The 24318-nt window shown below is 37.9% G+C and carries 22 protein-coding genes; 12 read left to right on the forward strand and 10 right to left on the reverse strand.

The annotated features are described in order from the left end of the window. The first annotated feature begins 93 nt into the window (after positions 1–93). The 8 genes from ACG59Z_RS03115 to ACG59Z_RS03150 all read left to right on the forward strand — a co-directional run bounded on the left by ACG59Z_RS03115 (position 94) and on the right by ACG59Z_RS03150 (position 9337). Positions 94–1380, forward strand: a complete 1287-nt coding sequence (locus ACG59Z_RS03115; RefSeq protein ID WP_400197914.1) for an NAD(P)/FAD-dependent oxidoreductase — start codon at positions 94–96, stop codon at positions 1378–1380. 135 nt (positions 1381–1515) lie between these two features. Further along, a complete protein-coding gene (slyD, locus tag ACG59Z_RS03120; RefSeq protein ID WP_002052512.1) occupies positions 1516–1998 on the forward strand; it encodes a peptidylprolyl isomerase in 483 nt (160 codons plus the stop codon). 102 nt (positions 1999–2100) lie between these two features. Then, on the forward strand, positions 2101–3543 hold the full coding sequence (gene phrB / locus ACG59Z_RS03125) for a deoxyribodipyrimidine photo-lyase (RefSeq protein WP_400197915.1): 1443 nt from the start codon (positions 2101–2103) through the stop codon (positions 3541–3543). A 186-nt stretch (positions 3544–3729) separates the two neighbouring features. Continuing rightward, entirely contained in the window at positions 3730–4476 is a 747-nt protein-coding gene (locus tag ACG59Z_RS03130) for a hypothetical protein (protein ID WP_400198019.1), read from the forward strand. Beyond that, positions 4476–5372 (forward strand): hypothetical protein, encoded by an 897-nt coding sequence (locus ACG59Z_RS03135; RefSeq protein WP_400197916.1) that lies wholly within the window; start codon positions 4476–4478, stop codon positions 5370–5372. The genes ACG59Z_RS03130 and ACG59Z_RS03135 overlap by 1 nt, the downstream gene beginning before the upstream one ends. After that, the gene (locus ACG59Z_RS03140; protein WP_000035257.1) at positions 5359–6609 is read left to right on the forward strand and encodes a glycosyltransferase; all 1251 of its coding nucleotides are present in this window, start codon (positions 5359–5361) and stop codon (positions 6607–6609) included. The genes ACG59Z_RS03135 and ACG59Z_RS03140 overlap by 14 nt, the downstream gene beginning before the upstream one ends. Continuing rightward, positions 6610–8454 (forward strand): hypothetical protein, encoded by a 1845-nt coding sequence (locus ACG59Z_RS03145; RefSeq protein ID WP_400197917.1) that lies wholly within the window; start codon positions 6610–6612, stop codon positions 8452–8454. After that, a complete protein-coding gene (locus ACG59Z_RS03150) occupies positions 8432–9337 on the forward strand; it encodes a hypothetical protein (protein ID WP_263614334.1) in 906 nt (301 codons plus the stop codon). The genes ACG59Z_RS03145 and ACG59Z_RS03150 overlap by 23 nt, the downstream gene beginning before the upstream one ends. A 7-nt stretch (positions 9338–9344) precedes the next feature. Here the strand turns inward: ACG59Z_RS03150 and wecB are convergent, their stop codons facing one another. Together wecB and ACG59Z_RS03160 are read right to left on the reverse strand one after the other, a co-directional pair. After that, on the reverse strand, positions 9345–10481 hold the full coding sequence (wecB, locus tag ACG59Z_RS03155; protein WP_400197918.1) for a non-hydrolyzing UDP-N-acetylglucosamine 2-epimerase: 1137 nt from the start codon (positions 10479–10481) through the stop codon (positions 9345–9347). 2 nt (positions 10482–10483) lie between these two features. Next, positions 10484–11704, reverse strand: a complete 1221-nt coding sequence (locus ACG59Z_RS03160) for a tetratricopeptide repeat protein (protein WP_400197919.1) — start codon at positions 11702–11704, stop codon at positions 10484–10486. Between the two features lie 250 nt (positions 11705–11954). Here ACG59Z_RS03160 and ACG59Z_RS03165 point away from each other — a divergent pair, with 250 nt between their 5' ends. Both ACG59Z_RS03165 and ACG59Z_RS03170 read left to right on the forward strand, forming a co-directional pair. Beyond that, entirely contained in the window at positions 11955–12656 is a 702-nt protein-coding gene (locus ACG59Z_RS03165) for a VIT family protein (protein ID WP_400197920.1), read from the forward strand. 111 nt (positions 12657–12767) lie between these two features. Next, positions 12768–13814 (forward strand): NAD(P)H-dependent flavin oxidoreductase, encoded by a 1047-nt coding sequence (locus tag ACG59Z_RS03170; RefSeq protein WP_400197921.1) that lies wholly within the window; start codon positions 12768–12770, stop codon positions 13812–13814. Positions 13815–13857: 43 nt separating this feature from the next. Here the strand turns inward: ACG59Z_RS03170 and dusB are convergent, their stop codons facing one another. Further along, on the reverse strand, positions 13858–14883 hold the full coding sequence (gene dusB / locus ACG59Z_RS03175; protein WP_400197922.1) for a tRNA dihydrouridine synthase DusB: 1026 nt from the start codon (positions 14881–14883) through the stop codon (positions 13858–13860). Positions 14884–14965: 82 nt separating this feature from the next. Between dusB and ACG59Z_RS03180 the strand changes: the two genes are divergently transcribed. Together ACG59Z_RS03180 and ACG59Z_RS03185 are read left to right on the forward strand one after the other, a co-directional pair. Continuing rightward, the gene (locus ACG59Z_RS03180; protein WP_396478276.1) at positions 14966–16174 is read left to right on the forward strand and encodes a DUF1615 domain-containing protein; all 1209 of its coding nucleotides are present in this window, start codon (positions 14966–14968) and stop codon (positions 16172–16174) included. Next, the gene (locus ACG59Z_RS03185) at positions 16141–16797 is read left to right on the forward strand and encodes an HAD-IB family hydrolase (RefSeq protein WP_400197923.1); all 657 of its coding nucleotides are present in this window, start codon (positions 16141–16143) and stop codon (positions 16795–16797) included. Before ACG59Z_RS03180 ends, ACG59Z_RS03185 begins: the two co-directional genes overlap by 34 nt. Positions 16798–16822: 25 nt before the next feature. Here ACG59Z_RS03185 and proB read toward each other — a convergent pair whose 3' ends face one another. The 7 genes from proB to ACG59Z_RS03220 all read right to left on the reverse strand — a co-directional run bounded on the left by proB (position 16823) and on the right by ACG59Z_RS03220 (position 24245). Next, positions 16823–17956: a glutamate 5-kinase gene (gene proB / locus ACG59Z_RS03190; RefSeq protein WP_022575289.1), complete on the reverse strand. Its 1134-nt coding sequence runs from the start codon at positions 17954–17956 to the stop codon at positions 16823–16825. A gap of 15 nt (positions 17957–17971) precedes the next feature. Further along, a complete protein-coding gene (gene cgtA, locus ACG59Z_RS03195; RefSeq protein ID WP_400197924.1) occupies positions 17972–19192 on the reverse strand; it encodes an Obg family GTPase CgtA in 1221 nt (406 codons plus the stop codon). 164 nt (positions 19193–19356) lie between these two features. Beyond that, a complete protein-coding gene (locus tag ACG59Z_RS03200) occupies positions 19357–20031 on the reverse strand; it encodes a hypothetical protein (RefSeq protein WP_311069411.1) in 675 nt (224 codons plus the stop codon). Positions 20032–20042: 11 nt separating this feature from the next. Continuing rightward, on the reverse strand, positions 20043–20777 hold the full coding sequence (locus ACG59Z_RS03205) for an MFS transporter (RefSeq protein ID WP_396478272.1): 735 nt from the start codon (positions 20775–20777) through the stop codon (positions 20043–20045). A 150-nt stretch (positions 20778–20927) separates the two neighbouring features. After that, a complete protein-coding gene (locus ACG59Z_RS03210) occupies positions 20928–22385 on the reverse strand; it encodes a glyceraldehyde-3-phosphate dehydrogenase (protein WP_263614343.1) in 1458 nt (485 codons plus the stop codon). Between the two features lie 216 nt (positions 22386–22601). Continuing rightward, on the reverse strand, positions 22602–23549 hold the full coding sequence (rarD, locus tag ACG59Z_RS03215; RefSeq protein WP_400197925.1) for an EamA family transporter RarD: 948 nt from the start codon (positions 23547–23549) through the stop codon (positions 22602–22604). 108 nt (positions 23550–23657) lie between these two features. Continuing rightward, positions 23658–24245, reverse strand: a complete 588-nt coding sequence (locus tag ACG59Z_RS03220; protein ID WP_311069413.1) for a lipocalin family protein — start codon at positions 24243–24245, stop codon at positions 23658–23660. Between the last annotated feature and the right edge of the window lie 73 nt (positions 24246–24318).

The raw sequence follows: 24318 nt of genomic DNA on the forward strand, positions 1-24318 counted from the left end.
TCAAATTGTGCACAGAGGCACAATAAATTTTATAAATAAAAGATGGCATAATTTAGCCATCTTTTTTTATAGAAAAATAATTAGGTGATAAAAATGGCCCAAAGTTTACATCATATTGTTATTGTCGGTGGTGGTGCGGGTGGTTTAGAACTTGCCACACAACTCGGTGAAACTTTTGGGAAAAGCGGTAAAGCTAAAATTACATTAGTCGACCAAAATTTGACTCATATCTGGAAGCCGCTACTTCATGAAATTGCTGCAGGTTCTTTAAATCCTCACGAAGAACAAACCAATTATTTTGCCCATGCAGAGAAACATCATTACGAATTTGTATTAGGAACGCTTGTTGCAATTGATAAAGAGAAAAAAATAATAGATTTAGTGCCCCCTCAAGTGTCTAAAGAACAAAACAATCATGTTCAACAACTGAGTTATGACACGCTTATTTTGGCGCTTGGTTCTGTATCAAACGACTTTAATACACCGGGGGTACGTGAAAACTGTCATTTTCTCGATAGTCGAAAACAAGCTGATATTTTCCAACAAGACCTTTTGCATTTGTACATTGAAGCGCAAAATCAACCAGATCAACGTACCTTAAATATTGGAATCATTGGCGCGGGTGCAACTGGTGTCGAACTTGCAGCTGAACTTATTGAAACAACCAAAAACTTTTATCGCTATGGTTTGAAAAAAATCCATCCTAAACAAGTCAAAATTACACTGATTGAAGCATCAGAACGAATTCTTCCTGCACTAAATGAAAAAACGGCTGAGCATAGTGCAAAACAGCTCCAAAAAATGGGTATCGAAATTTTAACTCAACACCGTGTTGAAAAAGTTGATAAGCATTGCATCTATTTCAATAACGGTAATCAGCTCAAAAGTGATATTACGGTATGGGCAGCTGGGGTAAAAGCCCCCAAAGTTCTTGAAAGTTTTACCGATTTCGAACGTGACAACATTAACCGTTTAATGGTCTATGCAACCCTGCAAACTTATTCTGACCCAAATGTATTTGCTTTCGGTGACTGTGCACATTGCCAGCTTGATGCACGAAACCCTCCTCTTGGACCACGTGCTCAAGTTGCTAGCCAACAAGCAAGCTTTTTAGTTGATGCGATGGCTGCCAGACTTAATGGCCGTTCACAGCCGATGTTCACTTTTAATGACAAAGGTTCACTTGTGTCTTTAAGTCGTAATAAAGCCGTTGGAGAATTGCTTGGGGATGTTAGTGTACAAGGATATATTGCTAAAACGATGTATGTATCTTTATACCGTTTACATCAAGCAACAATTCATGGATACACTCAAGCTGGACTACTCACAGTGAAAGATTTACTTACAAGACGAGTACGTCCAAAAATTAAGCTGTATTGAGTTGAATTTTTTAAGTTCATCCCTATATAGACAAAAACGCATTAGAAAAAGTGTTAAAGATTGAGATTTTGTAGTCTACAAAATTTATTTTTCACTTTATGATGTACGCTTTAATTGATTGAATGGATCAAAAACATGACTGCAATTGCAAATAACCACGTGGTTTCATTCCACTATAAATTAACAAACGCTGAGGGTGAAACACTTGATCAATCTCAAGGTGAACCACTTGCCTATTTGCATGGCGCAGGCAATATCATTCCAGGTTTAGAAAATGCATTAACTGGTAAGACTGTTGGTGATAAATTCACTGTAAATGTACCAGCTGCTGAAGGTTATGGCGAATACAACCCAGACCTAGTACAAGAAGTTCCAGCTCAAATGTTCCAAGGTGTTGATAACATTCAACCTGGTATGCAATTCCAAGCTCAAACAGATGACGGCGTTCAAATCGTTACTGTTAAAGCGGTTGAAGGCGACAACGTTGTAGTTGATGCTAACTTCCCACTTGCTGGTCAAGATTTAACTTTTGAAGTTGAAATCGTAGAGATCCGTGAAGCTTCTCAAGAAGAATTAGATCACGGTCACGTACACGGTGCAGGTGGTCACCACCACTAATTCATCTTTCACAAGATGATAAAAAGCAAAGCTTCGGCTTTGCTTTTTTTATGCCTTTATTTTATATAATATTCAGAGAGTTAATTTATTATTGGACGATGCATGTCAAATACTTATCAGTTGATTTGGTTTCGACAAGATTTACGAGTACGCGATCATGCAGCTTTATGGCATGCCTGCCAGCAAGGACCTTCAATTGGATTAGTCATCTTATCGCCAGAGCAATGGAAACAACACGACGATGCTCCAATAAAAATTAATTTTTATTTACGACAACTCAAAGAGCTTCAAAAAGAATTAGCATCACTTCATATTCCACTTGTTATCCAAGTCATTCCCAATTGGAAAGATATCACCAAGTTTATTCCTGATTTCAGCCAGAAATATAATATTGAAAATGTTTATGCAAATATTGAAATGGGTGTAAATGAATTAAAAAGAGATAAAACAGTACAAGACTCTTTAAATAAAGGCAGTAAAGAACTTTTTTTATTTCATGACCGCACGATTTTTCCTCTGCGTTCAATTCGCAACAAATCAGAACAACCGTATCAAGTGTTTAGTGCATTCAAAAAAGCATGTTATGCAAAACTAGATACCAGTGGTTTACCTCAATGCTACCCTTTACCCAATAAACAAACTAAAGTTCCAACTGATTTCTTAAATGTGGAAAATGCAGACTTAGCTGAAATTGAAGAACTATTTTGTTCATCTATTTCTAAAGAACAGCATGATTTATGGCCTGTTGGCGAATCATATGCATTAGAACAGTTAGATGAATTTATTAAAGACTCGGTGTCTCACTATAAAGTCGAGCGAGATTTTCCTCACGTAGAAGGTACAAGCAAACTTTCGCCTTATTTAAATATTGGCATTTTATCTATTCGACAGTGTCTACAAGCGCTCTTTCGTGCTCAACACGGCAACTTTCACTTAGTCGATGAAGGCCAACAAACATGGTTGGATGAACTTCTTTGGCGAGAGTTCTATCAGCATATTTTATTTGATTTTCCGTATGTGTCTAAACACATCCCATTTAAAAAAGATACTCAAAAAATTCAATGGAATCATAACCCAGAACACCTAACAGCATGGCAAACTGGCCAAACGGGTATCCCTATCGTTGATGCCGGCATGCGTCAACTTTTAGAGACAGGCTGGATGCATAACCGAGTACGAATGATTACCGCCATGTTTTTATGCAAAAACTTACTGATTGATTGGCGCATTGGTGAGCAATGGTTTATGCATCATTTAATTGATGGGGACTTAGCGGCGAACAATGGTGGATGGCAATGGTGTGCCTCAACTGGAACCGATGCTGTACCTTATTTTCGGATTTTTAACCCCGTTAGCCAATCACAAAAATTTGATCCGAATGGAGACTATATTCGCAAGTGGGTGAAAGAATTAGCTCATCTGGACAATAAATCCATTCATGAACCTTACTCAACCAAAACGAGTCTTCGCTTAAATTATCCAAAACCAATTGTAGACTTAAAAGAATCACGTATTAAAGCAATTGAAACATTCAAGAGTATTTAGATAAGAATTGAGTCTTATCTGTTTATTTTTGATTAACAATTAACAACAGGATTTGACTATAAAGGGACTTTCAACTACAAATAAATATATTAGATACTTAAAAAGGACATAAACAACAACAACTTCGCAAATCCACACCTTTCATTATAAAAGTATAAAAAAATTAACATTACAAAAGGTAGCATAATCCGCATGCAACAAAAAAACCCAGGTAGAACACTCGTCTTATGGATTATCGCAGCTCACCTATTTATGGGAATGGTTGCATATGAGTGGTTGCCTGTGAGTTTTAGAGGAAGCTGGATTTTTATTCTTCTTCTTTTAATTTCTGGAGCTTTTTTAGAAGTCGGCTTGTCTTTAATTGTCGGTTTACTCGCGTTTATTGGAGTTGCCGTATATTTTCTACTCGACTTAGGGGCTCAAACGCACATTGAACGGCAACTTCTTTTACTTTTTATTATTCCTCTTATTCCGCTCTTTTTAAGTGCTGTACGCCATAATATTGAAATTAATGTTCAAAAATATCGAGATATTCAAAGCTATGACCGAAATTATCGCCGTGATATTTTCCCGATCAGTGCTTTAAAATATTTCCAGCGCAGCTTTTTTAAACTTCTTGATCGCCATAATGTACAAGACTATGAAGTCTTTGCGATCAAGATTCTTAATCGTAGTTTAATAAAAGAAATGCTCGGTGATGATGTTTGGAAAACCACTCAAAATGAAATGATTAAAATTTTGAGCCAACATGAACCTAATGAGATTATTTTCCAGTTTGCAGATGATGACTTGGAAAATATATACAGTATTGTCATTCGCCATCAAAAAACTGAACAAGAACCTGATTTTATTAAAAAATTAAGAGAAATTATGACATTACGCCTTGAGGTGGAATATAAAATTATTCCAATTCCACCTGAGGAGATGAGCTAATGTCTAATCTTCTTAATATTTGTGGAATTGTGATTGCTTCTAGCCAATATCCAGACGCTACTCTACAGCAGTTCTATCGGCAATATTATCATTGTGAAATTAAAGCTGAACAAACAAAAGCCGAAGTACAAAGTTCTAATGATCTTTCCATGTTTTTTCCTTATCAAGATACATGGTGGCCAGTCTTTACCATTGATCAGATTAGTTCAGAAAGCTTTCAAAAGTTTGTTCATAATGGAATTCGACCCGGCATTATCTTGCCAGATGAAGTCTTTGGTTTCCCCCACTATTTTTTATTAAAAGAAGCAGTAAGCCAAGGCGCTATTCCGATCGTACTTTTTAAAACTGAACAGCCTCAATATTTTGCTGCTAAGGCAACATTTTCAACAGCTATTGGTTTACGGCCAATGGCTGCATTTGTGAATACAGGGTGGGATGAAAATTTAATTTCACAACCAGCGGGTAGTTATATTATCCAGTTAAATTCGGCAAACTTACCCATACCCTCAAGAGAGGTTAAACAAGGTAAACATTTATTTTATTCGGCCAAAGGTTTTAACGGTCATGTTTCAGGTTATGAAATTATTATCAATCCTCCTGCCGATTTACCCCTCTCCAATATTCGCTATCCGCAACTCGGTATTTCGTGGAAATTTAATAATATTGATTATGTAAGCACCCCTGAACATGTCAGTACCAATCTAATTGGTTATATATTTATTGGTTTAAGTATAGTTGTTGTCCCTCTTGATCTGATTTTAACAACAACCTATCCAGATCTACTCGGTACATTTGGTAGCTACATTTCATGGATCTCCTTAGTAGTGGGATTAATTCTATTATTACTACTCATCTCTTCTATTATTAGGAGGGTCCGTAAAAATGGCTCCAATTGATATTCTGTTTTTATTTGGCTTTCTAGGTATTTGGATTCCACAGGCATTTTGGGCATGGTTAAGCTATCAAGCGTGGAAGTATTCCAAAACGGCTGAAAAGGAACTACAAAATCTGCCAATACCAGAAAGATGGCCAGTCTTAAGTGTTTTAATCCCTGCTTATAATGAAGGCGTAGTGATTGAGGACACTTTGCATGCCATTGCTCAACAAGATTATCCAGCAGAGTCTTATGAAGTCTTACTGATCAATGACGGCTCCAAGGATAACACCCTTGAAATTGCAGAAAACCTCGCAAAAATTTATCCGTGCATAAAGATTGTTAATGTCCCCAAAGGTATGGGTGGTAAAGGTAAATCAAGAACACTCAATAATGGCCTTCCTCATGCTAAAGGTGAGTTAATTGTTGTTTACGATGCCGATAGTACTCCTGAACCTGATTGCGTCCGATTACTCGCACAAACTTTACTGGCAGATAAAAAGTTAGTCGCTGTAAATGGCAAAGTAAGAACCCGTAACTGGCAAGATAGTATTTTGACTCGCTTTATTGCGATTGAATTCATCTTTTTCCAGTGGATTTTTCAGGGTGGCCGCTGGCAACGTTTTGAACTCTCAACATTGATGGGGACTAACTACGTTATCTGGCGCGATGCCTTAGAAACTTTAGGTGGTTTTGATGAAAAGTCGCTAGTCGATGATACAGAAATGAGTTTCCGAATTTTTATCGGACAAAAACGAATTAAATGGGTTCCCTATGCAATTGGTTGGCAGCAGGATCCTCCTTCATTAAGCGTATTCGTTAAACAGCGCTCACGCTGGACTCAAGGTAATTTTTATGTGACACGTAAATATTTACCTGTAGCACTGAGAACGCCATTTCCCATCGGAATTGAAATTCTGAATAACATTATGTGCTACATCCTTTTCGTACCAGCTCTGTTTTGGAGTCATATCACTTTAACGCTTGGCTTACTTGATATCGCAGGTATTTCAGTTCCGGGACCATTTACGTTACTGTGGGGTCTTTCATTTTGCCTATATGTGGCACAAATGTGGTTTACGCTATCTTTAGAAAAAGTTAAACCAGAACTCTATTTTTACTCTGTTTTATCTTACGTAAGTTACTCACAAATCTTCTTATTTATTGTATTTAAAGCCGCATTTGACATGCTAAAAAATAAAATACAGGGCAACTCCCTTCAATGGTACAAAACGGAACGTAGCAAGGAGAAAAAATAAATGAAAAAGACTTTCGATCTTTACCAAACAGCTCAAGTGTTCCTTGCCAGCACCAGTTTTTTACTCGCCATGTCTGCTCATGCATATACATGGAAACTGGATGATATTAGTACCTCGACTAAATATACTGTCGAGCCTCATTTTTTCTATGTTGGGAAAGGTGCTGAATGGCAAAATGTCCAGTTTTCTAGTGACTACTCAACTGAAAATGACACAACATTACTGGTGAAATATGACGATAAACTCATCTATAACACGACCTTAAATGGTGATGGCCAATTTAAATTTAATATTCCGGCCAGCCCAAGTGGTTTTCACCGTTTAGATTTTATTATTCAACAATATGCTAAACCGACAACTCTAAATCAAACAAAAGAGACCTTCTGTACCGAAGATATCGATCATTTAACTTATTTGAGTAATTCCCAACTCGACTTTACCCCTGTCCGAAATATATACCGTTTAAAAGATTTACCAGATGCCCTATTTAACCCACAAGCTAGACGTCCTACCCCATTTGTTGGAATTTTAAAATATAACCGTAAGGAAATTACCGAAGCATCCATGCTAGCTCGTTTGGTAAGTTCGTGGAGTTCTGTAACACCAATTGAGTGGGTCGATTCAGGACAAACTAATTTAAATCCTGAAACAAACTTTATTATTGAAGTAATTCATTCGGCTAGCCCACTTAAAGGCGGTGCTTTAGTACAAATTGCAAAACCAGCAGAAGGTGTTCCGACATTATCAATTACTTACCACACACCTCAAGAGCTTACAGCCGCAATTAATGGACTAATTAACCCGTCTTATGTACAGCAGCTTGATACAGGCAGTGCTATTTTCCCAACCACAATTTCAACACCAGCGTGGGCGCAATTTAGAAAAATTGATACGCTTGCAGATTTGGGTATTAGTGACTTCAGACTCAACCATGCTGAAAAGAACCTCTTTCTTGATTTTCCAGCAGTATGGCAACCAACTGATATCTTACAGGGACAAATCGCACTTCGTATTCAAAGTGGCTTATTACAAGGCTCGAGTATCACTGCATGGCTGGATGGCGGCCTTGCTGGTAGTATGAAAACGGCGGATCTTGCTTCTGACCCCGTGAACCGACAGTTCAACATCTTTGCCAAGGAAATTTCAAATACAACAAACTTTAGCTTAAAACTTGAAAACTCGGTCATTGCCAACTCACAGTGTTTACCAAATGCTCATGGTTCACTTTGGGTTGATACTGCCAAATCAACGGTAAAACTTCCACATAAGCTCAAAAATGGTGTGGCAGCACTTTCAATGACGTTAGCAACTAAGCCAACGATTGCAATTGATGACCAATCAGGGGCACTAAATATGGCTATTATTTTAGGGCAAGTTGCTAAAAATATGTTGCTTACACAAGCACCTATGCCATTAAACTTAGTACGGTTTTCACCAAACGCTCCACAAGCAGTTAATGTGAGAGTCAATAAAGAGATTTATCAGCAACAAGTATCAATGCATCAAAACATTATTTATGCACCAGCAGCAGCAAATGGTTTTATTGTGAGTTATAACAATAACCGCTTTGATGTGATTACTGACTCTGAAAATGGTGCGCTCAGCTTTATGCACTTATGGGGAAAAATACAACATAAAATTCCAAACAATGTCACTAAAATGCTGGTTTCTGAAAATGGCAATATTTATGTTCTCCAAAAATTAATTGTAGGCAACCAAAAAGCACCACTAGTTCAGCAATCATCATTCTTTTTACTAGTTGTGATTATCTCTGCAATTATGATAATAGTGATCTTCTTGTGGTATTGGTTACGACGAAATAATGAGAAAACAGATACCAATTAAAATAACTGCTTTTATTATTTTAATTATATGTAGTGTAGTGGCGTATGCGGGGTTGTTCAAAAATCATGGACAACCTCCAATTATTGAAGGTATTTTCTGGCAACCCGATAATAATACCACTCCTCCTAAAGGAAACTGGCATTACTTAGGAGTGAACACTTTTGTTCCCCAATGGTCAGTCGTCGAATCTAAATCTTGGTGGAAAAACTCTAATCTTCCTCAATGGGAAAATGCCATTGATATACAAAAAATTAAACAACAACCTTGGGCTAAAAATCTCATATTAGGCTTAGCAGGTGAATATAATGAACGTGAAGCACGTGCAAATGTCGTTGCTTTAGGAGAAAAATCTGCGCAAATTATTCAAGAACAAAAAGATGCACCATTAAAAGGTTATTATTTTCCAGTAGAAGCCGATCCAACATGGCTAAGAGTCAGTACATTAGGTCATGTTTTAGAAAAGCTACCCTCACCCATCTGGGTTAGTATTTACAGTGGTGAAAGCGAACCTGAAAACTATGATTTGTGGGTTAAAAGTTGGTTGCCTCAACAAGCGGGTATCTTTTTTCAAGACGGCGTAGGTGTGGGAGTAAGGACTCCCCAACAAGCTCGACGTATTTTAGATCAACTTGAGCAAACTCTTGGAAAAGATAAAACGGTGATTGTGCTAGAAGCCTTTCGAACCAAGAAAAATGGACAATTTCGAGCAGCATACCCTTGGGAAATTATTTCTCAGATTAAAGCTTATGAAGGCAAGAAAATTTATATTTTTGATGGTCCACATTACATGGGACGTTGGTCGGTTTACATCGTCGGTTTGTGGTATCGTCTCGCTTATGGCGGCACATCTACCGCCATAAACGAATCGGAAATTTCAAAATAAATGACTTCTATTCATAAGTTTTAGCAATTTCATTTAATATTCGCTGAGCAGCACGCCCATCACCAAACGGATTTTCAACATTTGCCATTTTTTGATAATGCTGTGAATCCGTTAAAAGTTTCTCAGCTTCATCTATAATTTTTTGCTGATTTGTACCAACTAGTACTCCAGCTCCCACCTCTACTACTTCTGGGCGCTCAGTCGTATCTCGTAAAATTAATACAGGCTTATTAAATGATGGGCTTTCCTCTTGTAAACCACCAGAATCCGTCAAAATAAAACTTGAACGGTCTATAACGGCCAATAAACTTGGATAATCAAGTGGCTTAACCAAGTGAATTTGAGCATGATTTTTAAACTTATCATGTACTACATCATGTACAGCTGGGTTTAAATGCACAGGCCAAATAAAATATAAATCAGGATGATGATTAGCTAAATGCTCAACTGCATTACAAATATTTTGAATTCCTTCACCGAAATTCTCACGGCGGTGAGCAGTTATAAGTACAACCTTATCGTTGGGTTTTAATTCAATTCCGTAAGGTTCAAGCTGATTTTGTAAACCAGTTTTTTCAGCAATTAATTTTCTGCCTAAATACACAGCATCAACTACAGTATTGCCTGTCACTGTAATCAACGAAGGTGGAATCTGCTCATTTAACAAGTTACGCTTTGATTGTTCTGTAGGGGCAAAATGCCATTTGGTAATACGAGAAACTAACTGGCGGTTACCTTCTTCAGGAAACGGATGATCTAAATCATAAGAACGTAAACCTGCTTCGACATGGGCAACAGGTATCTTCATTGAAAATGCGACTAACCCAGCAGCTAACACAGTCGTAGTATCACCCTGAATGACAATCGCATCTCTTTTTTGACCATCGGTGTAGACATGTTCAAGTTGTGTCAAACCATGAATTAACAGCTGATTTAGGCTTTGTCCTGCATTCATAATTTTAAGTCGGTGGTCAATTTCGACCCCAAAGAAATCTATGGCATCTCGCACTAATTCATCATGCTGCCCCGTGAAAATAACTTCTACCTGAAATCGTGAGTCTTGTTTTGCTAATAGAATTACTGGAGCCAACTTTATAAGCTCTGGACGGGTACCAAAAACAATCGAAATAAAAATTTTTTTCATTATTAGAAATCCTTATAAAAAACAAGTTCTACTCGGGTATTGTTGTAATGATCTTTTGTATTAACAGGCACGTCTTTAAAATAGTTGCCATATAGACGTTCAACACGTAGTTTTATTGGTTGATAGTTAAAAGGCTGCCATGAAACCCCTGGGCCATATTCAAATAAATTATTGTAATATTCATTTTTACTGTCTGCTAAGCCATGCAATTTCACATAAGCCTGCACAGTTCCCTCGTCTCCTTTATATAAATTTAAACCTGTGCGTAAGCGTAAATCTCCAATAACGTTATAGTCTTCTCTTGAATAAGTCGCGACATTACCATAGAGATCCGTAAAGTAATTATCTAAACAAAGTGTATGATTACATTTAGACTGCGAATACCATTCCTGATAACCCGTTACACCGCCTACAACACTTTCACGAAATTTTTTTCTATTTCGATCAATCAAGTCATAACTTCCACCAACTTCGACATAAGCTCGAACAGGAATTGAAGTCCATGGTTGATAATTTGCACCTACCCCAAGAGTAACCGCATTTTCATCAATAATTTCAGGTCGTACTCCACCTTGAGATTTAGTATCACGGTTTAAATTAAGAAAGCCATATACTTGAGCTCGTCCGTTATCGATGTTTTTACCGTACCGAACTTTTAAGGGAAAAATAACATCGTCATAACGTGACTCATAAGAGGGAGCAAAATAAATATCACCAAAATATGGTTTAACCTCCCCCCCACTTAAATTTTTAACCGCTTGAGTTGCCTTTGCTGCAATTGCTGGATCTGAAGATGAAGTTAATTCTTTAAATAAAACCAATGCATCAAGATCTTTTTTCTGCTGATTCAGCAAATATGCTTCTTGTAATTTTAAAGTGTCGTCTTGAGGAGCTAAAGCTCTTGCTTGTCTTAAGCTTTGTAAAGCCTCATCTCTTTTTTCGAGCCGAATTTGTAAATAAGTAAGGCTTTTCCAGACTTTAATATCTGTAGGGGTCAACTTACTCAGCTCAACTAATATTTTTTCTGCTTCTTGAGGTTGAGACTGCTCTATTTTATAAAATCTGTCCCATTTATCATAAATGAGGTTTCCAGGTTTATAGTCTGAAGCTATTTGGTCCTGTGCATAAACAGAGCCCATACTCACTACCGTTAAAGAAGAGATCACTGCTCCCATAAGTAATATTGAATGCGTTATAGAATTTATTGTTTTGCTATTTTTCATTTTCACCTCTACAGTAAATTAGAGTTATTAGGGGGCAATTTTTGGAATAATCAATAAATATCATAATTAAAAATAATGATTTACATCGTTAAGTTAGGTTAAGGATGGTTTAATATAAATAATTTAGTCTCCATTCTTATTATTGATCTATTCTTTAGTATCCCTAAATTTCCTATAATGATGACATATTTTTTGATCAATAAATTGTAAAATTTCATAGCATCTATAAAACATTTATAAGGCAAAACATATGGCTTTTCCACATCATACAGAGCATCATGCAATTCACCGTTCAGGTTGGTTAAGAGCTTCGGTATTAGGAGCCAATGATGGAATTATTTCTGTCACTAGCTTAATTATGGGCATGGCAGCAAGTGGAGCCAACTCACATACTCTATTAATTACATGCATTGCTGGACTAATTTCCGGGGCTACATCAATGGCTGCCGGAGAATATATTTCCGTAAAATCTCAAGAAGATATTGAAAAAGCTGATCTAGCTATTGAAGCAAAAGAACTCTCGAAGCACCCGCAAAAAGAATTAGATGAATTAACTCAAATTTATATTTCTAGAGGCTTGTCTAAAGAATTGGCTCAAGAAGTTGCTTTGCAGCTAACCACTCATGATGCATTGGGTGCACATGCCCGTGATGAAATAGGTATTCATGAAAATACGGCAGCCAATCCTATACAAGCTGCATTATCATCTGCTGCATCATTTTCTTTTGGGGCTTTTTTCCCCATGCTCGCTATATTACTGAGCCCGAATCAATGGATTATGCCTGTAGTTTTGGCTACCGGTATTCTTTCATTAGCAATTTTAGGTGCACTTTCTAGTTATTTTGCAGGTACATCAAAACTTAAAGGTAGTTTACGTATTACGTTATGGGGAATTTTAGCAATGGCTTTTTCAAGCTGGATCGGTTCTTTATTTAATGTCACGCCTTTATAAAAAGATTTTTAAAATAGTCCTCTAGAATATTTAAAAATTAAATAGCCAATATTATTTGCTCTTCATTCTATTTTCACGTTATGGTGAAGTGAAAGAAGTGAGGTGAATAAAATGAGCCTATTACAACAACTTGCAATTAAACATCCAATTTTTCTGGCTCCCATGGCAGGGGTTTCTACACCAGAACTAGCGGCCGAGGTTTCAAATCAAGGAGGCCTTGGATCATTAGGCTTGGGAGCAAATACTCCACAAAGTGCACGTGAACAAATTTTAAGAACTCAAGCACTCACTGAAAACTCATTTCAGGTTAATTTTTTCTGTCATCAATCTACAGAACTTAATCTAGAAAAAGCAAAACAATGGATTGAATATCTACGTCCTCATTTCGAAAAATTTGGTGTTCAACCACCTCAAGAATTGCACTGTATTTATCCAAGTTTTTTAGACAATGATGACTTTTTAAATGTTGTTTTAGAAACTAAACCTAAAGCGGTGAGCTTCCATTTTGGTATTCCGCATCCGCATCAAATTGAAGCTTTGAAAGAAGCTGGTATTTTGACTATGGTTTCGGCTACCAATCTGATTGAAGCCCAAACGATTGAGGCAGCAGGTATCGATATTATTGTTGCTCAAGGTATTGAAGCTGGTGGACATCGAGGAATTTTTAACCAGACTTTTGATGCAGCGATTAAAACCAGTGACTTGGTCCAATTGATTGTGAAGCATTGCAAGCTTCCTGTTGTAGCTGCAGGTGGCATCATGACTGGCTTACAAGCCAAACATATGCTGGGCTTAGGAGCAACCGCAGTCCAGTTAGGTACAGCATTTGTCCAATGCCAAACTTCAAATGCTTCTGCTGAATATCGCAAAGCATTATTTACTGAACCTGTAACGCAAATTAGCGCGAGTCTTTCTGGGCGCCCCGCTCGCGGTTTATTCAACCATTGGCATACCAAAATCGATTCACCTACTCGACCTGTCCAACCAGAATATCCATACGCTTACGATTTAGCAAAGCAACTCAATGCTCTTGCAAGTAAACACCATGACTATGGTTTTGGTGCATTTTGGGCAGGAAGTAATGTTGCACAAATACGCGAATTAGGCGCATCTGATCTGGTCAATCAACTCGTGGTTGAAATGCTAGATAATGAATAGATAAAGATTTTAAGCAACCAGCCCGTGTACTGGTTGCTTTATTTTAGTGAGTAGCTAATAAATTAACTTGTTCAACCTGAACATCGCTCATCAAACTACCTTCTGCAAGTAATTGATTAAAATAACTCTCGACCACTAATGCTTGTTCAGCAGTGGTTTCAACTTTATACATATTTTGTCGGAACTCGTTACTTGAACGTAAGCCTTTGGTGTACCAAGCAATATGCTTACGAGCAATACGGCATCCTGAATATTCACCATAAAATTGATATAACTCAGACAAATGTCCTAAAAGTACATCTTTGACTTCTTCAATATTGGGAGCAGCCAAATGCTCACCAGTTTTTAAATAATGGGCAATTTCACGGAAAATCCATGGACGACCTTGCGCGGCCCGCCCAATCATAATTGCATCAGCGCCGGTATAGTCCAGTACATATTTTGCTTTCTCAGGACTATCAATGTCACCATTGGCAATTACTGGAATATTGATTAACTCTTTAACATGTTTGATTAATTCATAACGTGCTGTATTTAAATACATGTCTTCACGTGTACGGCCATGCAATGCTAACGCAGCAATCCCAGCCTCTTCAGCACGTTTTGCTACCCGTAAAATATTTTCTTGGCCATTTAAAAATCCCAAACGGGTTTTTAACGTCACAGGAACATCAACTGCTTCAACAACAGCATCTAGTATTCGGGCAACCAAGTCCTCATCTTGTAATAATGCTGAACCTGCTAATTTATTACATACTTTTTTTGCAGGACATCCCATATTGATGTCAACAATTTGCGCCCCATTTGCCACTTGATAACGGGCAGCCTCAGCCAACTGCTCAGGATCAGAACCTGCAATTTGTGCAGAAATAGGAGCGAGCTCTCCATCAAAATTCGCACGATAAAGACTTTTTTTAGTCATCCGCAAAGTTTTGTCAGCAGTCATCATTTCGCTCACCGCATGACCCGCACCAAAATACTTACACAGTGTTCTAAATGGACGGTCTGTGACGCCGGCCATAGGGGCAACAATTAAATTATTTGACAGTTGATAGGGACCAATATACATATATATTCATACAATTGATGATCAACATAGTATACTTCATCCGCTTGATCAGCTCATCTTTTTTGCAGGTGCTTTCCTCTCCATGAACAAACCGCTGTCTTCCCGTTTTTTATTAAAATCATTCGGTGTAGTCACCGTATGCATGAGTTTAGCTGCTTGTGGAGATAAAGCCTGGTGGTCAAAAAATGATGAGCCCGATTTAGAAAGCCAGCAAATTAAAAAGTTAATTCCATCGCGCGTGCATGATCGTGAGTCATGGGCCAAAGATATTGAAGATATTATGCAGGAATTAAAAATTCCTAAAACCAAGCAAAATGTCTGCAGTATTGTTGCGATTGTAGATCAGGAATCTAACTTTGTTGCCAATCCAGTAGTACCGGGTCTTGGTAAAAAAGCGGTTGATGAAGTCAGTACCCGTTTAAATGAAAAGTTTGAAGACAAACTTGGTGAGAAAGTTGGCGGTACTGTCGCAGGCTACTTCGAGGAAGTATTAAAAACCCAGCCTTCCCCTGATAACAACTACATGAGTCAGATGCGTAAAGTCAAAACTGAAAAAGATCTCGACTTACTTTATCGTCAAATTTTTGATTTTATGACTCAACATTATCATGTCAGTGCTTTAACGGGTGCGGCTAAATTGGTCGGACAAGATATTGGCGAGAAAATGAACCCTATTACGACTTTGGGTTCAATGCAAGTTCACATTAATTATGCCAAAGCCCATAAGCGTTCTAGCATGAATATTGCAGACCTTAGAAATGACCTTTATACGCAATATGGCGGTCTATATTATGGTATTCACCGCTTGATGGTATATCCAGCAGACTATGATAAGGCGATTTACCGTTTTGCCGATTATAACTCAGGAATGTACTCTAGCCGTAATGCTGCTTTTCAAAGCATGCTTGATGCCCTTACTGATACTAAACTTACCTTAGATGGTGATTTATTACTTTACAATAAATCTGGTGATCCACTCGCAGTTCAGAGTCAGTCAGAAAAAGAGTTAATGAAACTATTTACTGCAAATAATGTTTTAATTACTCCAAGACAACTTCGCGATGACCTGAAGTTGGAAAAAGAGAAAAAATTTGAAAGTACAACAACTTATATTGCATTAACTAAACTCTATAAGGCGAAAACTGGCAAAGAACCGATCTATGCCATGATGCCTCAAGTGGTAATTTCTGGGCCTAAATTAAGTCGTGACTATAATACTAACTGGTATGCAACCCGCGTAAACGGACGATATGAATCATGTATGCAACGAGCGAAACGAATAAGACAATAAAAAATCTCGCCCTGTTCGATTTTGATGGGACCTTGTGCAGTAAAGATAGTTTTACAGGGTTCATCTTTTATGCGTTATCTAAGCGCCACATCGTTAAGCAAGGCTTGAAAATCCTGCCATGGATTCAAGCCTATTACCTTAATTTTTATCCCGCCCATGCAATGCGAGCTAAGCTGTTCCGAAGCATGTTCCGCAATACCCCGGCAATTGAGCTACAAAGGTTAGGTGAAGAATATGCACAAGAGCTCGTCTCAACACTTTCACCTGAAATCTTTGCACAGTTACAACAACATCAGTTACTTGGTGACCAAGTAGTATTAGTTTCGGCTTCAATTGATATCTATCTTGCTCCACTTTGCAAATTACTTGATATCGAATTAATTTGTACTGAAACTCAAATTAAAAATGGCATGATGACGGGCTACTATTCAACTCCAGATTGTAGTAATGAACAAAAGAAGTTAAGAATACATGAACAATATTCTTTGCAGGATTATTATCAAATTTATGCTTATGGGAATACTTCAGAAGATTTAGACATGCTAAGCCTTGCTACCCACCCTTTTATGGTCGGTGAAGATCGAATCTTGCCTTCATTAACACCACAAAAAAAGCTCGCATAAAGCGAGCTTTTTAATTGAACACAACTTAATAAATTGCCATATGGTCACGATGGATCATTTCAAGCGAACGGGCTTCTCCAAGTACTTGGTAAACCTTGTCTGAAGAAAGACCTTTAATAATTTCAGCTGAACGAGAACTAAAGTTTACTCGTCCAACCGCAATACGTTTGCCTTGTTTATCCACACATTCAACCACATCACCACGATCAAAATGTCCTTCAACAGTTTTGACCCCAACAGGGAGTAAACTGCGATGTTTTGATTTAATCGCGTCAACCGCACCATCATCAATTACCAAGCGACCTGCTGTTTGTAAATGTGCAGCAAGCCACTGTTGATGTGCTGTCATACGGTCTTTATCTGTTGTGAATAATGTACCTAACATTTCACCAGCCATTACTCGTGACAACACATTGTCACTTTCACCACTAGCAATCAGTGTTGGACAACCTGACTTGGCAGCTAAACGTGCAGCACGAACTTTAGTGACCATGCCACCTCGTCCAAGAAGTCCGCCACCACCAGCCATTTCAAATAAGACATCGTCCATAGCACGCACAGTTGATAACAACTTTGCATCAGGGTTATGGCGTGGGTCTGAGTCAAACATGCCTTGCTGATCTGTTAAAATGATCAGTAAATCAGCATGTACTTGACCAGCAACCATTGCTGCTAAGGTGTCGTTATCACCAAAACGGATTTCGTCAGTAGAGACTGTATCGTTTTCATTGATAACCGGAATAACACGCCAGTCAATCAAGTTCTGCAACGCATCGCATGAGTTCAAATAACGACGGCGATCTGCCAAATCGTCATGTGTTAATAACACTTGCGCTGTTCGAATACTATGATTTTCAAGCACGCTAGACCATGTATGAATTAGGCCCATCTGCCCAATTGCGGCACATGCTTGTAAACTGGGTAGATCGGTGGGTCGACTCGCAAGCTTCATACGAACCATACCTTCTGCTACAGCTCCTGAAGACACTAAAATAATTTCGTGTCCAGCATTGTGTAAATCTGCAATCTGTTTCGCCCAATGCGAAATAGCTTCCAGATCTAGCCCCTGCCCATTTGCTGTGAGTAAAGATGATCCGATTTTAACAACGATTCGTTTACACTCACTGAGCTTACGTTGCCCATCGACCACTTCTATCATGTTTTCCTCGGTTTTTTAGTCACGAACGTAGATGCTTTCTACATCATTGTCGTCTTCATCATCGTCAAAATCGTCATCATCGCCCATCATACTTTCGAGACGTTGTGCTCGACGCATCGCACGATATGCTTCTTTTGCCGCAATGGTTTGTTCACGTGTTTCAACTTCTAGTTGTTCACGGAAAGCTCTTACTTCTGCTGCGTACTCAGGATCTTCAACTTCGCGTTCACGTTGTTGTTCAATCTGATCCATCAAGTAATACACAACTTCTTTTGTTCCTTCGCTTAATAAGCCTGATGTCTTAAAGACAGGACCAGTCCACTCTAATTCATCTAGAATGTGCTGACACCACTCTTCACGGCTTTCTTCAGCAATTTGATCCAGTTTATTCAGCACCAAAACAACCGGTAGTTTCGCCAAAGTAGGTGAAAACTTAGCCAGCTCGTTCATAATAGCTTTTGCATTATGTGCTGGATCTGAACCATCAATTGGTTGTACATCAATGATGTGTAAAAGAATACGAGTACGGGCCAAATGTTTAAGGAAGCGAATTCCTAGACCTGCACCTTCTGCCGCACCTTCAATAAGGCCCGGAATATCGGCCATTACAAATGAACGATGACGGTCAGCATCTACAACACCCAAGTTTGGAACCATGGTTGTAAATGGATAGTCTGCCACTTTTGGCTTTGCAGCACTTACAGCACGAATGAAAGTAGATTTACCCGCATTTGGCATACCTAATAAGCCAACATCTGCCAATACTTTCAACTCAAGACGAATTTCACGAAATTCACCTTTAGTACCCGTAGTACATTTACGCGGAGCACGGTTAGTTGATGATTTAAAGTGAGTATTCCCCAAACCACCTTCACCACCACCTGCAACCAGAATTCTTTGGCCGTCTTCAACCAAGTCGCCAATAATATCGCCAGAATCTGTATCAACAATTGTTGTACCAACAGGTACTTTTAAAACCACATCTTCACCACCGCGTCCGGTACAGTTAGCACCTGCACCGTTTTTACCACGCTCAGCGCGGAATTTACGGGTGTAACGGTAATCGACTAGCGTACTTGTATCATCATCAGCTTGAATATAGATACTTCCACCACGTCCGCCATCACCACCATCTGGGCCACCAAATGGTACAAATTTTTCACGGCGAAAACTGGCTACGCCATTGCCACCGTCGCCAGCCTCTACGGTAATGACTGCTTCATCAACAAAGCGCATTTGCCAATCCTCTAAAAACTCTAAAACCGCCTATTCTGCCATATTTTCATAAAATTCTCGAATAGAAAATCGAGAGAATTCTACTTTCATAGGTCTTATTTTATTTCTTTTGATATTGATAAAAATTTACAGCAGATCATTGCCTCTCTTTATGTGTTTATCACTTAAGGATGAACATTACGTAAAGGCAAATCCATCTTCATATCTAAATTAGCTTTTGTGTGCTGTACCGAGTTATACATAATCGCATTAAAGCTTGAGATATTACCCATTTCCATTGCATCGTTAATTTTTAAACTTGGATTAAACTGATGCTTAATTGGTAAATTTACCGATTCATCAAACTCAAAATAAACCGGACCATTAAAAGCAATTTTAACCGGAATGGTATAACTACGTTTTAACTGAAATGGAATATCAAGATTGATGGGAATATTTAATTTTAATGGAAATCTAGGAAGTAGTTTATTTTGGTAAATTAAATCGGTGGTTGTTTCTAAAGGCATAACCTGATCGACTTTCAGTGTTGTCGCATAATCAACACTTACTGTAATTGGAGTCTCAACTTCAAACTCTAAATCAGCCAAATATCTTCCCTTTAATGGCACCGAAATCTGACGGTCAATATCAATTGATGTATCTAGTTTACCTATAGATTGTACCTGTAAGTTATTACCAACATGGATTTTAGTTTCTAATGACTCCGGTAATCGAATATCTGACTCGTGTGCAGAAACAACCACTGAAGCCTGTATGTTTAAATAGAGCCAAAATAAAATTGCCGTGAGTACCATAATCAGAAAGAAACTGATGAGCATACTTTTTATTGAACCCAACATAAGCCATCCACCTACTTTTTCTGGTTCTGAGCAGGTAAAGATGTAGCATTATCATCTTTAACTCGATTAAGGCTCATGCTCGATAGAGGTATTTTTAACTCACCATGCTCAATTCTAACTGGCAACGTATTCTTCACATCTACCGAAGCATTTAAAGCAGTTTTTACAGGTACGTTCAAACTCCCCTGAATTGGAATGTTTGTTTTTAACTGAGCATTTAATGGAATATGAAGATCTTCTTTTAAAACAGTTTTAACTGGAGCATCAAATTTCAAATGAACTTTTTGATCAAGTGGGACTTGAATATCAATAGGTACATCAAGCTTTAATGGAATATTACCTTTTAATGGCAAAGTAATATCCCTACCTAATACTCTGACTTGAACTTTTGTATCTATTGGTAGGCTTTGATCAACTTTTAACGTTTCTTTAACTGGGATAACGGTACTAATTGGCACCATATTATCGAAATAGACACGTGGAGTTAACGTCTGTGTGAGAGGAATCGTTAACTTTTCATTAATAGGAATATTCGCATTTACTCGGCCTTTTACATCGACATTTAAAGCATCTTTTACTTTAACTTGCACCTGCAATGGCTCTTGTAAATCAATCGCTACAGCTTGGTTTTTCAGCGGAATATAAATATTAAAATGCTTGAAAACCCAAATGGCGATGAGTACACCACATATATTCGCGATGATGATAAAAAAGAAGACGATTAATAATCTTTTAAACTGCTGCAATTCCAATCCCTTTACTATTTCTTTTTGTTCCTTAAGTCCTATTCTCATTGATTTCTAAAAAATAATCAGCATATATTTTGTACGGTTGTAAAAAAACCCAGTCTAAACTGGGTCTTTTTGTCACATACTTTTATCTAACGTTAAATGGAATTAAGCGTTAGTTTCTGCAGGAATTTTTGTATAGCTTACGCCACACATTTGTTCAGCGATACGTAATACTTGGCAGCTATAACCTACTTCGTTATCGTACCAAACATAAGCAGTTAAGCGGTTACCAGAAGTAATCGTTGCTTGAGCATCATATACACCAGCTGTACGAGAACCGATAAAGTCGCTTGATACCACTTCTGTAGAGTTTGTATAACCGATTTGACCTTGAAGGTTAGAGTTAATCGAGATTTGACGAATGTATTCGTTCACTTCTTCACGATCAACTTCTTTATCAAGCGTTAAGTTTAAAATCGCAAGAGATACGTTTGGTGTAGGAACACGTACAGAGTTACCAGTTAACTTACCTTTTAATGCAGGTAATGCTTTAGCAACAGCTTTAGCAGCACCAGTTTCAGTAATAACCATATTCAATGTAGCTGCACGACCACGACGATCAGCTTTGTGGTAGTTATCGATTAAGTTCTGGTCATTTGTAAATGAGTGAACTGTCTCAACGTGACCGTTAAGAACTTTATATTTGTCATCCAATACTTTAAGAATTGGAGTGATTGCATTTGTTGTACAGCTTGCAGCAGAGATGATTTTGTCTTCATCTAAGATGTCAGTGTTGTTTACACCAAATACAACGTTTTTCATTTCGCCTTTACTTGGTGCAGTTAATACAACACGTGCAACGCCTGGGCATTTCAAGTGTTGGCTTAAGCCTTCAGCATCACGCCATTTACCAGTGTTGTCGATTAAAAGCGCGTTTTCAATACCATATTGTGTATAGTCTACTTCGCTTGGGCTAGATGCATAGATCACTTTAATGAAGTTACCATTCGCAATGATTGCTTCGTTTTCTTCATCAACAGAGATTGTACCAGCGAAAGTACCGTGAATTGAGTCACGACGAAGTAAAGAAGCACGTTTTGCCAAGTCACCGTCAGAAGACTTACGAACTACAATCGCTTTAAGGCTTAAACCACGACCTAAACCTGATTGGCTAATGATTAAACGAGCTAAGATACGACCGATACGACCAAAACCGTAAAGAACTACGTCTTTAGGTTGTTCAGAAGTTGCGCTACCTTTAATTGACTCAACAGCTTGAGCAACAAACGCGTCAACATCACCGCCTTTTTCTTTATATTCAACTGCAAGTTTACCGATATCAACTTCTGCAGAACCAATGTTTTCAACTTTTGCTAAAGCTTCTAAAATTGGGAATGTATTTACAACAGAAAGCTCAACATCTACAACACGTGTACGACGGTGAGTTTTCAAAATTTGAATAACAGAACGGTTAATTAAAGAGCGACCGTAAACAGATACGACAATATTTTTTTCACGGTATAATTGACCGATTACTGCAATCATACGTTCCGCGATTTCTTCACGGTTTTTCCAACGGCCTTGGTGTTCAGCGTGCAGGGCGATGATAGTGTCTTTGCTCACAGATACGTCCTCTAATTAATTATATCTAGGCGTGATTTTTAAAACCCCGTAATTGTAATGGAATTATTAGCAAGAATGAATCAAAAGCTGACGTTAGTGGCTAGATTTTCCTAAAATTCATCATAAATTCATAAAATACCTATAATTATTTTTTATTATCTTATTGTTTAAAGCAGCTAAATTTTTGCTTTTTCTTACTTTTTAGATTCTGATGCTCTAATCGCGAGCATCATTTTTTAATCTTTTTTGATATTTTTCGATATTTAACTGCAAATTTTTGGCTTTTTGCTGCTGTTGATATAGGTGGAATGCACCTTCTAAAACAAGTACAAAAACAGCACACCAGATTGGAATGTAAGTAAACCACTCCTCGTGACCAATGCTTTCGCCTAAAACTAACGATGCTAAAGCAAGTAGCACTGGTTCAAGATATCCAAGCAGACCAAACACAACTAAAGGCAAATAACGGCTTGCTAATATATAACATCCCAAGCCTATAGCACTAAGCACACCTAATCCTGCAATAACCAACCCGAGGGTCGGCTGATCGAAGAACTTACTATATGGCAATAACCCTGTATGTGTCAGATAGATTGCAACTGGCATAATAATCAGAAGATCCCACCAAAAGCCCCCTAAATTATCCGTTTTAATTTTCTTACGTAACAAGAAATAAGCTGAATAACCAATGGCTACCAAAGCAGTTTCCCAAGCAATGCTTCCTAGACGAAAAATCTCATGACCTACACCAACTATGGCCAGAACAATAGCGACCCACTGAAATTTTGATATTTTTTCGCCATATAAGACACTGCCAGCTAACACTAAAACAAGCGGTAGAAGGAAATATCCTAAAGACACTTGTAGACCACGGCCGTGCATTGGTCCCCATAAAAAGAGCCATAACTGTACCGACGTCAAAACGGAGGTTGTGATGAGTAATAAAAGAAAAGAAGGTTTTGCCAAAATACGATGATAAATATTTTTAATATGGCTTAAGTCACCACTCCACCACATAAATATAGTTAAGAATGGCAAAGTCGCAATAATACGCCACCCAAACGTCTGCTCACTATCGAGTTGACCAAGTAGTTGAGTATAGAAATAAAGAACACCGAAAGTTAATGATGCCATGACAGAGAAAATCACGCCTTTTAACATCACGAACCTCTTTATACTTTAATAAAAATAAAGCGATACAATACTTGATTTATCCACTATACAAAAGAAAAAACCATGCGAAGACATGGTTTTTTATTAAGCAGAATTTATTTATTCTTTGTGCTCAGTATGAATAACATCACGAATATCAAATCCTAATGTTTTTGCATAATTCAGATATTCGTCAATCACTTCTTTATGCGGGTGTGGCGTTCGAGATAATACCCAAAGATACTTACGGGAAGGCTCCCCGACTAAAACTGTTTGATAGTCTTCATCTAATTTTAAAATCCAGTAATCCCCACGAATAACCGGAATCCACCTTACAGCCTCAGGTAAAAAACTCACTTTTAATTTTGTGTTATACGGTGGATTGACTACGAAAGCCTCACCAATAGATTGCTGTAATTGCTTGCGATTATCATAACAACGGTTATCTACAACGATATTTCCATTTTCATTCAAGGTGTAAGTTGCAGATACGTTGTAAGCACATTTTTTTTGGAAAAAAGCAGGTTTACGCGCGACTTCATACCACACACCTAAATAACGGTCTAATTCAACTTTATCGACAGTTGGTAAAGGCTTCTGCTGAGCGTAGGCATATGTTCCGACAGCCAAACCAGTCAGAACAATACCGCCCAATGCAATTTTTGCCAAGCGCCAACTGGCTTGCGGAACATTATTTCGAAATGCCATTGTTGCCCTCAACTTTTAGTTGTGAATACAAAATAACTTAAATATCTACACTAGCTTGTTTTTTAAACAAATC

Source organism: Acinetobacter sp. ABJ_C1_1, assembly GCF_044684115.1.
Classification (GTDB): Bacteria; Pseudomonadota; Gammaproteobacteria; order Pseudomonadales; family Moraxellaceae; genus Acinetobacter; species Acinetobacter nosocomialis_A.

Coding starts and splice junctions, on each gene's coding strand:
- ACG59Z_RS03115 (WP_400197914.1), top strand. CDS start 94: ATGGCCCAAAGTTTACATCATATTGTTATTGTCGGTGGTGGTGCGGGT.
- slyD (WP_002052512.1), top strand. CDS start 1,516: ATGACTGCAATTGCAAATAACCACGTGGTTTCATTCCACTATAAATTA.
- phrB (WP_400197915.1), top strand. CDS start 2,101: ATGTCAAATACTTATCAGTTGATTTGGTTTCGACAAGATTTACGAGTA.
- ACG59Z_RS03135 (WP_400197916.1), top strand. CDS start 4,476: ATGTCTAATCTTCTTAATATTTGTGGAATTGTGATTGCTTCTAGCCAA.
- ACG59Z_RS03140 (WP_000035257.1), top strand. CDS start 5,359: ATGGCTCCAATTGATATTCTGTTTTTATTTGGCTTTCTAGGTATTTGG.
- ACG59Z_RS03145 (WP_400197917.1), top strand. CDS start 6,610: ATGAAAAAGACTTTCGATCTTTACCAAACAGCTCAAGTGTTCCTTGCC.
- ACG59Z_RS03150 (WP_263614334.1), top strand. CDS start 8,432: ATGAGAAAACAGATACCAATTAAAATAACTGCTTTTATTATTTTAATT.
- wecB (WP_400197918.1), bottom strand. CDS start 10,481: ATGAAAAAAATTTTTATTTCGATTGTTTTTGGTACCCGTCCAGAGCTT.
- ACG59Z_RS03160 (WP_400197919.1), bottom strand. CDS start 11,704: ATGAAAAATAGCAAAACAATAAATTCTATAACGCATTCAATATTACTT.
- ACG59Z_RS03165 (WP_400197920.1), top strand. CDS start 11,955: ATGGCTTTTCCACATCATACAGAGCATCATGCAATTCACCGTTCAGGT.
- ACG59Z_RS03170 (WP_400197921.1), top strand. CDS start 12,768: ATGAGCCTATTACAACAACTTGCAATTAAACATCCAATTTTTCTGGCT.
- dusB (WP_400197922.1), bottom strand. CDS start 14,883: ATGTATATTGGTCCCTATCAACTGTCAAATAATTTAATTGTTGCCCCT.
- ACG59Z_RS03180 (WP_396478276.1), top strand. CDS start 14,966: ATGAACAAACCGCTGTCTTCCCGTTTTTTATTAAAATCATTCGGTGTA.
- ACG59Z_RS03185 (WP_400197923.1), top strand. CDS start 16,141: ATGTATGCAACGAGCGAAACGAATAAGACAATAAAAAATCTCGCCCTG.
- proB (WP_022575289.1), bottom strand. CDS start 17,956: ATGATAGAAGTGGTCGATGGGCAACGTAAGCTCAGTGAGTGTAAACGA.
- cgtA (WP_400197924.1), bottom strand. CDS start 19,192: ATGCGCTTTGTTGATGAAGCAGTCATTACCGTAGAGGCTGGCGACGGT.
- ACG59Z_RS03200 (WP_311069411.1), bottom strand. CDS start 20,031: ATGTTGGGTTCAATAAAAAGTATGCTCATCAGTTTCTTTCTGATTATG.
- ACG59Z_RS03220 (WP_311069413.1), bottom strand. CDS start 24,245: ATGGCATTTCGAAATAATGTTCCGCAAGCCAGTTGGCGCTTGGCAAAA.